Below are 13,821 nucleotides of genomic sequence, written 5' to 3' on the forward strand. Positions count from 1 at the left end.
TACTTTGACATCTAAATATTACACCACTAAAATAGCCTACCAACTTTCGCAGGGAATTACTTGCCATTGCCCTGATTCTGTATGGAGAAAAGTTACTTACACTTCAAATTGATATCAGACATACCATGTCTCAATTCAGTCATATTACTTTGTTATCAAGAGAACTCACGGCAATGGCCAGACACGAAGACGTGCTAATTGCATTACGACAGATTATTCGCGCCACCGACCTCTACTCGCGCAAGTTGAGCAAGGTCTCCGGCCTCACCTCACCGCAACTGCTGATCATGCAGGCCATTGCGGGTAAGGGAGAGATGACCATGGGCGACCTGGCCAGCGAGGTATCGCTGAGCCAAGCCACGGTCACCACCATTCTTGATCGCCTGGAAAAGCGCGAACTGATTGAGCGCAAACGGGGCGAAACGGATAAGCGGCGCGTTTATGCCTGCCTGACTCAGGGAGGCCTGGCTATCATCGACCAGGCTCCCACCCCTCTGCAGGACGAATTCATTGCCCGCTTTGACCGCCTGGAAGACTGGGAACAATCACTGATTCTCAGCTCACTGCAGCGCGTCGCGGCCATGATGAACGCAGAGGACATCGATGCCTCGCCAGTGCTGGACCTGGGCGCCATCGACCGCGCCCAACCCACGCTGGAACTGTCGGCACGCACTGCCGGCACAGAGGCAACAACCCATTCAAAAGCGGACCATAAGTGAAACCATGTCAGACGACGTAAAGAAAGCGGATTCATCCACCGACAAAGCGGATGACATTACTTTCCGGAAACCGGAGAGCCAGGACGGCAGCCGGGTTCACAAACTGATCAGCGAGTGCAAGCCACTGGACGAGAATTCGGTCTACTGCAATTTGCTCCAGTGCACGCATTTTGCCGATACGTCTGTCGCTGCCGAAATGGATGGCGATCTGGTTGGCTTCATCTCCGGCTACATCCCGCCCAAGCAACAGAATGTCCTGTTTGTCTGGCAGGTTGCGGTCCATCAGAAAGCCCGAGGCAAAGGGCTGGCCAAGCGCATGCTGGCCGAACTGATCAAGAGGGAAGAAAGCACCGACGTTCAGTTCATTGAAACCACCATTACTCCGGACAATGAGGCGTCATGGGGCATGTTCCGCAGCTTCGCTTATGAGCGCAGCATGCCTACCGAGGAGTTCATTCTTTTCGACTCCCGGATCCATTTTGCCGGTGAGCATAACGACGAGTATTTGCTGCGTATTGGCCCGTTCAACCGCGACGACGCCTGAGAGCGCCACAGCCCGAACGAACAACCCGAATTCAAGCGAGGATAGAGGAACCATGGATACTGAAATTTTTGAAAGCCACGAATCGGAAGTCATGAGTTATGCCCGTAGCTTCCCGGTGGTCTTCGACCAAGCCAAAGGCAGCTACCTGTACGACGAAACCGGCAAGGAATACATCGATTTCCTGGCAGGTGCAGGCACCCTGAACTATGGCCACAACAACCCGGTTCTGAAAGAGAAACTGCTGGAATACATTCAGCGTGACGGCATTGTTCACGGCCTGGACATGCATACCACGGCCAAACGTGAATTCATGGATGCGTTTTATGAAGTGATCCTGAAGCCCCGCGACATGGACCATGTCATGCAGTTTACTGGCCCCACTGGCACCAATGCCGTAGAAGCGGCACTCAAGATTGCCCGTGTGATCAAGGGTCGCGAAAACATCATCAGCTTTACCAATGGCTTCCACGGTGTAAGCCTCGGCTCACTGGCGGCTACCGGTAACAGCCACCACCGTGGCGTGGCCGGTGTCACCCTCGGTGGCGTGACTCCGATGCCCTACGACGGCTACCTGGGCGATGCCTTCGATACCACCGAATATCTGGACAAGGTATTGGGCGATTCTTCCAGCGGCGTGGACCACCCTGCCGCCGTGATCGTGGAAACCGTTCAGGGCGAAGGTGGCATCAACGCCGCCAGCTTCGAGTGGCTGCGCAACCTCGAAAAGATTTGTCGCAAGCACGACATGCTGTTGATTCTGGATGACATCCAGGCCGGCTGTGGCCGCACCGGGACCTTCTTCAGCTTTGACGAGGTAGGCATCAACCCGGACATTATTACCCTGTCCAAGTCCCTCAGCGGCTATGGCCTGCCATTTGCCATGGTGCTGATGAAGCCGGATCTGGACCAGTGGAAACCGGGCGAGCACAACGGGACCTTCCGTGGCCATAACCTGGCCTTCGTGACAGCTGCAGCGGCCTTGAATCACTATTGGCGTGACGACAAGTTCGCCAAGGAAGTGCAGAAGAAGGCGGACATCATCACCGACCGCTTCCGCGAAATCGCCAACAGTTATGACGATCACTGGTTCTACCTGAATGGTCGCGGCATGATGCAGGGCCTGGTGGCCCGTGATGGCGAGCTAGCTGAAGAAATCACCAAAGCGTGCTTCAAGCGCCAGCTGGTGATCGAAACCTCCGGTGCCGATGATCAGGTCATCAAGACGCTGTGTCCGCTGACGATCAGCGAAGAAGACCTGACACGCGCGCTGGACATCGTCAAGGAGAGCGTCAGCGAAGTGATGACCGACCGCATCAAGCGCGGTGAAGCTCACGCGGTATCCAGCCTGGCCAGCTAAATTCACTGCCAGCCCTTCTGGTTGGCCCGCCTTGCCGGGCCAACCTCTCCCTCCCCCTTATTCCGGAGACTCTATTCATGATCGTTCGCACTCTGGCAGAAGCCGAGAAATCAGAACGCTGCGTCAAAGCCGAAAACGGCAACTGGCAGTCTGTTCGCCTGTCCCTGAAAGAAGACAAGATGGGCCATTCTTTCAACATTACCACCATCTTCAAGGGCACCAAGACACACATCAAATACGCCAACCACTGGGAATCCGTCTATGTGATTTCTGGCAGCGGCAAAATCGAAACGCTGGATGACGGCAAGGTTTACGACCTGACTCCAGGCACTATCTACCTGCTCGACCAGCATGATGAACATTACCTTTATGGTGGCGAGAACGAAGATATGGTCGTTGCCTGTGCCTTCACCCCGCCCTTGAGCGGCAAGGAAGTACACGACGAGAACGGCGTATACCCGGCGGATCTGGATTGATAAGAGAGACGCTACACGCTACGAAAGAGGGACGCATTAGCGTCCCTTTTTTTATGGTTCACCGGTTTTGGAGAATAGGCCACAGCAAAACCATCCCGTAGGAGTGTCGCTCGCGGCGCGATTCCATACGCCTGACAATCGCGCCGCCGCCGAGCGCAGCGAGGGAACGCCCGCAGGGCGGCCCGAAGGGTGAGCGGAGCGAAAACCGACGCTCCTGTGGACAGTTGGGAAGAGTAAACTCCCAATCCGCGAACCCTAAAAAAGGGCGCCGAAGCGCCCTTTTTTCCGTGGGGTGTGCTTCGTTAAAACGCATACTTGGCTGTGAACTGCACGCGTTTGAGATCACCGTCATCGCCATTTTCCTGCTCGCGACTGCCGTAGATCAGTTCGCCCCCCAGTGACAAGGGCTTGGCCACCTGCCAGATCAGATTGGCGTGGGCCGTTTCCACGGTCTTGTTGGTTGTTGCCGCAACGGTATCAGGGTTATCCGCTTCACTGAGAGAAACCGCGAAGTTGGAACGCCAGCGCTCACTCCAGTGATGACGCAAGGCCAGTACCGCGCTCCAGGCATCGATCAGCTCAATATCACCATTGGCTTCAATCTGTCCGGCCCGGAAGGCATTGAGCACGAAGTAACGGCCCATGGCATTGCCGTAGTTGGCCTGAAAACGGATGTCATCTCGCTCACCAAGCATCAGGCGGCCCGCAAAGGATACGCCATAGCCATATTCGCTTTCGTCCTGATCAACCCCACCAATGGTGTCCTGGTATGCCAGCTCACGCCCCATGGCCGACAAGCTCATGTTGCCCCAGTCACCGGTAACGTTATAACGCGCGACAATATCCGGCATGGCGTTGTCGTCATAGGGATTCTGGGTGCCGCCATACAAGGTGGTAGAAGGATTCTCCAGCGACAACATCAGCCCGCCATGGGTATAGCGAATCTGGGGTTGGCGCTCAAAGATCGTGCCTGACGAACCCACGAAATCCAGGGTCTCGGGTAGCGCGCTGACGTTAAAGAAAGTCGACCAGGTCTGGCCAAACAGCCACTTGTCCCAACTCAGGTAGGCGTGCCGGATACGTGGGGCATAGCTGTTACTGATACGCTCATCGCCAATATCATTGGTCTGAAAATCTATTTCGATATGCCCCTTGACCAATCCTGCTGATGTCATGGTCGCACTCTTTAACCAGAAGCGGCTCTGTTTGGCACTGAAATCCACCTCGGCAGAGCTGGCATCCCCTCCCACAGGAATTGTGGACGGGACCATGAAATCACGTCCAACGGATCCACCCGCTATTTCACCGTCGCTATATTTACTGATCATGGTATCGGCTTTGATAAAGCCCCCGAACTCGATCTGAGTATTCCCCTCAGCCGGGGTACCAACACGCTCTTCCAGAATGGTAATGCGCTCTTCGAGCGTCGCTGCCCCGGCAATACCCGCATGAGCAACCAGAATCGCTGCACACAGGCGCGTGGGAATTATTGCTTTCATGGCCCTGTCCTCTTGTTGTCATCAAATTGCAAGTGACTCCGAAGACAGCTTGCTGTGAGGACGAAACCTTCTCCATTAGCCATAGGTCGAAGGCAGGGAACCTTCTCCAACGATGCCGGTCCTTGCCACCTAAGACCAAGGTCTAATACCGACAGAAAAGACAGACAAGCACACTATTGGCCATTAATTCAGACCGCATACAATCCAGGGAAAGGACCGTTTTCACTCCCTTTTCTGTATATGCCCTACACCTTGGGCAGTCAGTGGACTGTTGCGCTTTCGCTGAGAAGATTCTGTTGTTATTACAGTTTCTTTCCCCTGTGCTGCCCTCCCCGGGCAGCCACTTTTTATTTCAGACCAGCAAAAAGCCCTCACCCAAAACAAGGCTATACACAACAACAAAAAATCGCTAAAACAGGATCATGACAACCATACTGATTGCAGATGATCACCCCCTCTTCCGTGCAGCCCTTAAACAGGCGGTGATGGCCAGCTTTACCGATGCCAATATCCACGAGGCTGACTCCCTGTCCGGACTTGAAGAGCTCGGACACAAGTCTCTCCCTTTTGATGTCATTCTTCTGGATCTTCACATGCCGGGAACCCATGGTTTTTCTGGTTTGATTTATCTCAGGGAACAATATCGGAAAGTGCCTTTAGTGGTGATATCCGCAACGGAAGATGTGGATGTCATACAACGGGCTATTCACTTTGGTGCAGACGGGTTCATTCCCAAATCCGCATCCGTAGAGACCATGACCGAAGCCATGAAAAAGATCATGGCAGGAGAGCGATGGTTACCGGAATATGCGCGTCGAGCCATGCCTCCCACCCTGCCCGATCATTCCGCAATGAGCGAACGCATTACCAGCCTGACGCCACAACAGTTCCGGGTCATGGGCATGCTGATGGAAGGGATGCAGAACAAGGTAATTGCTTACGAACTGGACGTTTCTGAAGCGACCATCAAAGCCCACATGACCGCCATCTTCCGAAAGCTCGGCGTCCGCAACCGCACACAAGCCGTATTGGCGCTGAAGGATCTGGCGATTGAGCCACCGTCAGTCGACAGTAACCCATAGCGGACAGTTAAAATTGACAGCTAGCCCCTCATAACTCGACAACGCCTTCCGCCGTTAACTGTTAACTGCCTCTAACGCTCTTTTCAACATCATCTCTGTTAACGGTTTCTGCAAAAAACCCACACCCTGCTCTTCAGCTTGCTGACGGATTTCCGGACGTCGATCGGCGGTCATCAAGATGGCAGGCACGACGTCATCCCAGCAGTCATCCAGCCCTTCGATGACGTCAAAACCGTTTTCATGGTCCAACTGGTAATCCACCAGCAACAGATCCGGAGCCGGGCAAAATGCCGCTTTCTTCCTCGCCTCCTCCAGTCCGCTTGCAGCAACCACCTCACAGCCAAGAGTCTGCAAGGCACCAACCAGACTGGCCAGTAAGGCAGCATCGTTATCTACACAAAACACCCTCATACCACTCACGTCAGGACGCTCTTGTACCGCTTCCTCAGAGAGAACCGGCGGCGCCTCACCGCAGGAGAGCGGTACGGTGACACTGAAGACCGTCCCTTTGCCCGGCCAGGACCTGACTGTCAGGGTATGCCCCAACAAACGGCATATGCGATCGGCAATGGCCAAGCCCAACCCAAGCCCCTTAACCGATTGCTTCCCTTGCTGAGGCAAGCGCATGAACTCACGAAAGATTTTTTCATGTTGATCATCCGGAATTCCCGGCCCTGTATCCCAAACATCAATACGGATACAGCGATCTTCACGCCGGCACCCAAACAGAATTCGACCACTGTCGGTGTAACGAATAGCGTTGGATAACAGGTTCTGCAATACCCTCCTGAGTAACACCTCATCGCTATCAACTACCGCCGAACACGCCACTACCTTCATGGACAGGTCTTGAGCATTGGCAAGCGCGACAAATTCTTGACCGAGGGGCGTCATCAGCCTGTTCAGCTGAAGCGGATGGATATGGACAGGCATGGTATCTGTGTCCAGTTTGCTGATTTCAAGCAGCGCAGTAATGATTTGCTCAGCAGCTTGCAGCGAACTGTCGATATGCCCCAATACATCTACCTCCTGCGTAAATCCAGTCTGGCTGGCTAACTGTTGCCTCAAGGAAGATGCAAATAATTGGGCGGCATTAAGTGGCTGCATCAGATCATGTCCTGCTGCAGCAAGAAAACGGGTTTTTCCTTCATTGGCTTGCGCCAGCTTGGCGTTCAACTCGGTTAATTTCCGGGTGCGTTCGGCCACCATATGTTCCAGGTTTTCATTGATTTGCCGTAGTGCCAACTCATCCCGCTTTCGCTCCGTCACATCCATGTAGGTGCTGACAAATCCGCCTCCCACCATGGGAGTACCACGCACTTCAACAACAATGCCGCTTGGAAGTTCGCGCTCGAATTGATGCGAACTGCCATCGCGTAACAACTTCACCCGCTTTTCCACATCGGCATCCTGATCTTTACCTGCATAGAAGCCGCGTTCTGCGTTGTAGCGATACACTTCCTCAATCGGTCTGCCCAACCGAATCAATCCGTCGGGATAATCAAACAGCTTCACATAAGCCTGGTTCCAGGCCACTACCTTCATGGCCCTGTCTACCACACAAATCCCCTGACTAATGGTTTCGATGGTGGTACGCAACAGCTGGTGATTAAACTGAATCAACTCAGACGCTTCATCCATCATCCGCACAACATCATCGTGGCGGCTGTTCTGCTTGCGCAGAAGCGAGCTCATCACGATGCGTGCCGTCGACGCCCCCATGGTCCCGGCCAACAGGCGTTCCACATAACGCACCAGATGAAGCGGGGCAGGCAACGCCAAATCTTCCGACACATGGCGGCGTTGCATATAGTCAAAAAACAAGGGCTCGGCCCGCGGGTTTCCCAGGCCCCGTTTGCAGACCTCCAGCAATTCGGCGGTGGTAATGGAAGGGTGCCCCATCCCTTCACGCCACCAGTCAGTGGGCATATCCACAAAGCGTGCGGCCTGCGCTTCATCCAGAGCATCATGCGTGGCGCTTCGGGACAGGGAAATAAAGGCCGCAGTATTCAACGATAACGACCAGAACACGCCATGGGTCAGGGGCTCAAGACCCTCGATCCCGAACAGTGCCTCGGGGCGCAGCATACCCAACCCCAACAACCCGTTCTCATTCAGCAACATCACCCATTCGACGGGAAGAATGACCGGCACCAGCAAGCAGTAAAACCACACCACAAAGCCCAGACAAAGCCCAATAAATGCGCCACGTTTGTGCCCGCTACGCCAGTAAAGTGCACCAATCAACGAGGGAGCAAACTGGGCAACCGCTGCGAACGAAAGCAGACCAATACTGGCCAACCCGTCGAAACGATCTATCAGCGTATGAAAGGCGAACGCCAATCCGAGCAAAACAAGGATGCTGGCACGACGAAGAAAGCGAAGCTTGCCACCCAGATCCGACAGCTGGTCTTTTTCGTTCAAACGCGACTGCAACCACAACGGTAGCAGCACCTCATTGGTCAACATGATCGCCAACGCGATGGTAGAAACGATGACCATGCCCGTTGCAGCAGCAATCCCTCCGATGAAGGAAAGCATCAGCATAAATGAATTTCCCTGCGCCATTGGCAGAGACAACATATAGGTATCAGCCTGCCCCAGCAGATAAGGCTGGGTAATCACTCCACTGACCACAATCGGCAACACAAACAGCGCGAACAAAAATAAATACAACGGCAGCAGCCATCGCGTCGTGCGCAAATGGCGCAAGTCATTATTCTCCACAACGCCAGCATGAAACTGCCTTGGCAGGCAAAGTATCGCCGCCATGGAAAGCAACAATGCAGTGATAAAGCTCTGCGAAAACAAGGTGGGCTCAAATGTCTGCAATACGTCCGGACGTTGCGTAACTGCCTGCCACACGTCCACCGGGCCGTCGAAGATCCCAAACAGGCAGTACACCCCAATCAACACAAAAGCGACAAGCTTGATAAACGACTCAAAACTGACCGCCAGCATCAGACCAGACTGATGCTCGGTGGTATCGATGTGGCGAGTCCCGAATAGCAGCGTAAACAAGGCCATCAGTATCGCCACCATCAGCGCAGTGTCGCTTTGGGCGGGGGAGGCATCCTTGAGTACATAGTCGAACGACAATGTCACGGCTTTGAGTTGAAGCGCGATATACGGCAGCACGCCGATCACCGCCACTACAGTCACCAGCACGGCCAAACGTCGGGACTTCCCATAGCGAGCAGCCAGAAAGTCCGCAATAGAGGTAATATGATTCTGCTGGGCCACTGACACCATTTTGTATATCAGTGAGCCCCCTAACAGCACAGTAATGATGGGACCCAGATAAATCGGCAGGTAATTCCAGCCGTTCTGGGCCGCCTCCCCTACCGCCCCGTAGAACGTCCACGAGGTGCAATAGACCCCGAGCCCAAGGCTGTACACCCAGGCATTCTGAAAGGTGTGTTTGCGCTGGCGGGCAGCACGATCTCCCAGCCAGGCGATAACAAAGAGTACCAGCACGTAGCCCAGTGCCAGCCCACTCAGCTCCCATAAAGAAAACACGGCGGCTCCTGTTTTTTCTTCGAGCTTACCCCAGTGCGCCGATAAATCGCAGCACTACCGCCACCAGCATCAATAACAACCCGGCCCGCTGCAACTTGAACTCCAGTACGCTCATGGCCATACCGCGACGCCAGAACAGCAACACCCCACGGGCGTCCCCGGTACGACGCCAGTAATGGAGATAACTGCAGAGAACCACCGCAATACCCAGTACCAGAAAAAGAGAGTCGAGTTGTTCCATTAGCTATCCAGGGTCGTTTTTTGCAATTGCAGGTACATCAGCCCTGCAGTAACCGCATCTCCCCGAGCGGTGTGACGCTCCATGACGGGCACTTGCAGAGCGTTGGCCATGGCCTCAAAGCGCAAGTCCGGAGTGATATCCGGCTGCCAGTGGCGCAGCTTTTTCTGGTACAACGCCGATAACTCGATGACCGGGTTCGGCAAGTCAAATCCCATCAGTGGCCGCAGGTAACGGTTGATCATCGCCACATCAAAATCAATACACCACCCCACCAAGGGCCGGTTGCCTATTTTTTCCAGCAGCTGCTCCAGTGCGTCTTGCACCTGACACCCTTCTTCCAGATCCACTGGTCGCAGCCGGTGGATACGAATGGAGTCTCCATCGAGACTTCGCGGCGCCTGAAGTTTTACGTCCAGGCACTCACTGCTGGCTACCCGACCCTGCCTGACCGGCACCGCCGCCACCGACACCAGCTCGGCCTCACGGCGATCCAGGCCCGTGGTTTCACAATCCAGTGCGATCACTTCATCCCCTTCGCAGGGCATAAAAAGGTGGCCGTAAGGGCCTGCGCCATGCCGGTAACGATCCGCATAGCGACGTAACTGCCTGATCATGCGTGCCAGTCTCCTGTCCAATTCCACTGCCTCGTCATTGCCCGCGCCGCTTTCCAGACCTCAATATTCCAGATGAAAACGGCGTGACAACCGTTGTTTGAAATCACCGACCAAATGCAGCGCATCGCGTAACAGGTCGCGCTCCAGCGACGACAACGATTGCACCACAATGTGGTTGTCTTGCAGTTCTGTCTGTTGGCCATGCAACTGCGCCAATTGCTGGTTCAGCCGCAGCTCACTGAACAGCTCCATGGCTTCGCCCAAGTCCTCGGCAAAGGACGCCTCCATGGCACCGGCTGCCACCAGTTTTTTCAGCCGCCGCAGCGTGGAGGTCTCAGCGATGCGGTGCTGCAAGGCCATGGCCCTGACTCCATGCACCAGGGGAAACAGCGCGCCCTTCTTGATATCGATTCCGTGCTGCGGTTTTTTCAGGGAGCCGAACAAGTTCAGCGGCGTGGCGAACTGCAGTACCGGCCGGGCAAAATGCGCCATCAGCAGATCATCGCCGCTACAGCGATCGAACAAGGTCTCGCGCACTGCCTCCAGCAAGCTGCGATCTCCGGCGACACAGTGAGCATCCGCCAGAATCGTCAGGTTCAACACCCCCTTGCCGGCCGCCTCCCCCGCCCAATGATAGACACGCTCTTGCCACTGCTGGACCGGCCCCTGCCAATCGGGGTTATTCACCATTACCTTGCCGGGACAGGGCGGATACCCCATCGACAACAAGGCCTGGGTAAACCGCTCGGCATCGCGCGGCAACCCGGGCCAAGCCTGGTGATCGCCGAAAATCAGACCGTTGTCCTGATCCGTTTTGAGAATCTGCTCACCACGCCCCTCACTGCCCATGACAATCAGGCAGCCTTGCAGCTGGTCTGCCGGCATGACCATCTCCCAGGCCTTGCCCATGACTCGACCGTTAAGGGCCGCCAGCAACTCCATGGCAAAGCGCATCTTTACGCCCTGGGCCATGAGCGCATCCACCAGTTCCGGCAAGCGGGCACTGGCCAGCTGCAGGGCATCGAGACTGTCTGCCTTTTCGATTTCCAGTCCCACCACGTAGGAACGGCTGGAAAAAAAGCTGAGCACGTCGGTCAACTCGACCACGCCTACCGCCTTGCGCTCTTCCATCACCACCACCCGCGCCACCTTGTGGCGGGTCATGCGGGTCAGCGCGGAAAAAAGATAATCCGACGGCGACACGGTGATCAGCCGGGTTTCCGCCACCACACTCAAAGCAGTGCTGGCATCGTGATGCTGCAACACCAGTGCGGTCAGCAGATCGGTCTTGGTGATGATCGCGTACTGCGCTTGATGTTCGATCAGCACACTGTCGACACCATGCTGCTTCAGCGCTACCACGGCGTCGTGCAGGGTCGCCGTGGTAGCCATGATCAGCGGCTCACGCATACAGGCATCCACCCGGGCCAGCATAAAACCGGCCATGGTCACGCCGCCCTCGCGACGCTCTGCCAAGCGCTGGCCTTTTTCCACCAGACGTTGTTGAAAATGCCGACCGAAATCTGCGTTATCCTCACACAGGGTGAGAAACAGCGCAGCGGGAATCAGGTAACACAAACTTTGCTGTTCTGCCCGAAAGCGATAGCGACTTTTGCCATTGAGCACACTGATCGCACCGAACACATCGCCTGCAGCATAGACCCCTACCTGCTCTCGACCATCCGGGGCCAGCACATCCAGTTCCGCCACACTGCCCTTGTGCACCACGTACACGTACTCACTGGCGCTGGACGCATCCAGGATAATGTCGCCGGCCTCGAAGTAGGCCAGGTCCACGCCGTCCCGAAGCCGGGAGCGGGCAGTCTCATCCAGCAGGCTGAACGGATGTTGGTGCAGTTCCTGTTCGATCATGATGTATCCGTACAGGTCATGGCATGCAGGGCGAAAAAAGCCGGTGTGAATACGCGATCCACACCGGCTGCTCTCCCTTTCTTATTGTCGCTCTTTAGTGAGCGTGAGCTTCACCGGCACCGCGCGGGATACGGATATCCTCAACGATGTGCTGAATGTGCTCCGGCGGCGGTGCAGTGACACGGGACACCGCGAAGGCGACCGCGAAGTTCAGCACCATCCCCAGAGTACCGATCCCTTCCGGAGACACGCCCAGCCACCAATGCTCGGCCGTATTCAGATCTGGCGACACAAACTTGAAGTAAACGATGTAGCAGAAGGTGAACGTCAGACCCACCAGCATGCCGGCAATCGCCCCTTCCTTGTTCATCCGCTTGTAGAAGATGCCCATCAGAATCACCGGGAAGAAGCTTGCGGCTGCAAGGCCGAAGGCGAACGCCACCACCTGTGCCACAAACCCGGGCGGATTGATCCCGAAGTAACCGGCAATACAGATCGCTACCACCGCAGCACCGCGTGCCGCCAGCAGCTCCTGCTTCTCGGTAATATCCGGCTTGATCGTCTTCTTCAGCAAGTCATGGGAAATCGCACTGGAAATCACCAGCAGCAGACCGGCGGCTGTGGACAAGGCCGCGGCCACCCCACCGGCAGCCACCAGGGCAATTACCCAGGCAGGCAGATTCCCGATCTCCGGGTTGGCCAGTACGATGATATCGCGATCGATATACACCTCGGAGGCGTTGTCGGTCGGCGCATTGGTGACCACACGCTCGCCCTGGTTGCCCTTGGCTTCGTCACGGCTGCCGGCAAAGTTCGGCTTGCCGTCAAACGGCGCACCGGCACGCATCTGCACGGCACCATCACCATTCTTGTCCACCCAGCCAATCAAACCGGAATTTTCCCAGTTGTAGAACCAGTCGGGCAGCTCGGTGTACTGGGTTTCGTTAACGGTATCAATCAGGTTGAGGCGGGCAAAAGCACCCACCGCCGGGGCAGAGGTGTACAGCAAGGCAATGAAGAACAGCGCCCAGCCGGCACTGATACGGGCATCCTTGACACGCGGCACGGTAAAGAAACGCACGATTACATGGGGCAGCCCCGCGGTACCACACATCAGGGCAGCGGCAATAAAGAACACATCAATCGTGGATTTGGAGCCTTCGGTGTACTGGGTGAAGCCCAGATCCGTCACCACCTGATCCAGCTTCTGCAGCAGGTATACGCCGGAATCATTGCCGGCGGCATCCAGCACCGTGGCACCGAAGCCGGTCTGCGGGAACACATGCCCGGTCATCATGATGGACAGGAAGACCGCCGGTACCAGGAAGGCAAAAATCAGCACGCAGTACTGCGCCACCTGAGTATAGGTAATCCCCTTCATGCCACCCAACACGGCGTAGAAGAACACGATGGCCATGCCAATGACGACACCCACATTCACGTCCACTTCCAGGAAGCGGGCAAACACGATACCGGTACCGCGCATCTGCCCGGCCACATAGGTGAACGACACAAAGATCACACAGATCACCGCCACGGTTCGCGCCACATTGGAGTAGTAACGGTCACCGATAAAATCCGGCACGGTAAACTTGCCGAACTTGCGCAAGTAAGGCGCCAGCAGCATGGCCAGCAACACATAACCACCGGTCCACCCCATCAGGTAGACCGACGCATCGTAGCCGGCATAGGCGATGATCCCTGCCATGGAAATAAAGGAGGCGGCAGACATCCAGTCAGCCGCAGTGGCGGCGCCGTTGGCGACAGGCGACACCCCGCCACCCGCGACATAAAAATCCTTGGTTGAACCGGCTCGCGACCAGATGGCGATGCCGATATAGAGGGCGAAAGAACCGCCCACAAACAAATAGGTAAGCGTTTGAATATCCATCGGGCAG

Annotated in this window: 11 protein-coding genes; 5 read left to right on the forward strand and 6 right to left on the reverse strand. The window is 55.7% G+C overall.

The window, feature by feature from the left end; translation table 11 throughout:
* Nucleotides 1-173 precede the first annotated feature (173 nt).
* The 4 genes from Q672_RS17785 to Q672_RS17800 all read left to right on the forward strand — a co-directional run bounded on the left by Q672_RS17785 (nt 174) and on the right by Q672_RS17800 (nt 3,096).
* Nucleotides 174-719, forward strand: coding sequence for a MarR family winged helix-turn-helix transcriptional regulator (locus Q672_RS17785; protein ID WP_022983747.1), 546 nt, complete (start codon nt 174-176; stop codon nt 717-719).
* Between the two features lie 4 nt (nt 720-723).
* Nucleotides 724-1,263 (forward strand): diaminobutyrate acetyltransferase, encoded by a 540-nt coding sequence (ectA, locus tag Q672_RS17790; protein ID WP_022983748.1) that lies wholly within the window; start codon nt 724-726, stop codon nt 1,261-1,263.
* Nucleotides 1,264-1,315: 52 nt separating this feature from the next.
* A complete protein-coding gene (gene ectB / locus Q672_RS17795; protein WP_022983749.1) occupies nt 1,316-2,620 on the forward strand; it encodes a diaminobutyrate--2-oxoglutarate transaminase in 1,305 nt (434 codons plus the stop codon).
* Nucleotides 2,621-2,697: 77 nt separating this feature from the next.
* The gene (locus Q672_RS17800; protein WP_022983750.1) at nt 2,698-3,096 is read left to right on the forward strand and encodes an ectoine synthase; all 399 of its coding nucleotides are present in this window, start codon (nt 2,698-2,700) and stop codon (nt 3,094-3,096) included.
* Between the two features lie 302 nt (nt 3,097-3,398).
* On the opposite strand, the gene Q672_RS17805 is transcribed toward Q672_RS17800, so the two are convergent.
* Complete coding sequence (locus Q672_RS17805; protein ID WP_022983751.1) at nt 3,399-4,595, reverse strand: DcaP family trimeric outer membrane transporter; 1,197 nt, start codon at nt 4,593-4,595, stop codon at nt 3,399-3,401.
* A 422-nt stretch (nt 4,596-5,017) separates the two neighbouring features.
* Between Q672_RS17805 and Q672_RS17810 the strand changes: the two genes are divergently transcribed.
* Nucleotides 5,018-5,677, forward strand: a complete 660-nt coding sequence (locus Q672_RS17810; protein WP_022983752.1) for a response regulator — start codon at nt 5,018-5,020, stop codon at nt 5,675-5,677.
* 54 nt (nt 5,678-5,731) lie between these two features.
* Here the strand turns inward: Q672_RS17810 and Q672_RS17815 are convergent, their stop codons facing one another.
* The 5 genes from Q672_RS17815 to Q672_RS17835 form a co-directional block, all read right to left on the reverse strand.
* A complete protein-coding gene (locus Q672_RS17815) occupies nt 5,732-9,196 on the reverse strand; it encodes a hybrid sensor histidine kinase/response regulator (RefSeq protein WP_022983753.1) in 3,465 nt (1,154 codons plus the stop codon).
* Between the two features lie 25 nt (nt 9,197-9,221).
* Nucleotides 9,222-9,437, reverse strand: a complete 216-nt coding sequence (locus tag Q672_RS17820; protein ID WP_022983754.1) for a hypothetical protein — start codon at nt 9,435-9,437, stop codon at nt 9,222-9,224.
* The gene (locus Q672_RS17825) at nt 9,437-10,051 is read right to left on the reverse strand and encodes a 3'-5' exonuclease (protein WP_022983755.1); all 615 of its coding nucleotides are present in this window, start codon (nt 10,049-10,051) and stop codon (nt 9,437-9,439) included. Before Q672_RS17825 ends, Q672_RS17820 begins: the two co-directional genes overlap by 1 nt.
* A gap of 60 nt (nt 10,052-10,111) precedes the next feature.
* Nucleotides 10,112-11,923, reverse strand: a complete 1,812-nt coding sequence (locus Q672_RS17830; protein WP_022983756.1) for a putative nucleotidyltransferase substrate binding domain-containing protein — start codon at nt 11,921-11,923, stop codon at nt 10,112-10,114.
* Between the two features lie 94 nt (nt 11,924-12,017).
* On the reverse strand, nt 12,018-13,814 hold the full coding sequence (locus tag Q672_RS17835) for a sodium:solute symporter family protein (protein ID WP_022983757.1): 1,797 nt from the start codon (nt 13,812-13,814) through the stop codon (nt 12,018-12,020).
* Between the last annotated feature and the right edge of the window lie 7 nt (nt 13,815-13,821).

It is taken from the genome of Alcanivorax sp. P2S70, from assembly GCF_000475295.1.
GTDB classification, from domain to species: Bacteria; Pseudomonadota; Gammaproteobacteria; order Pseudomonadales; family Alcanivoracaceae; genus Alcanivorax; species Alcanivorax profundi.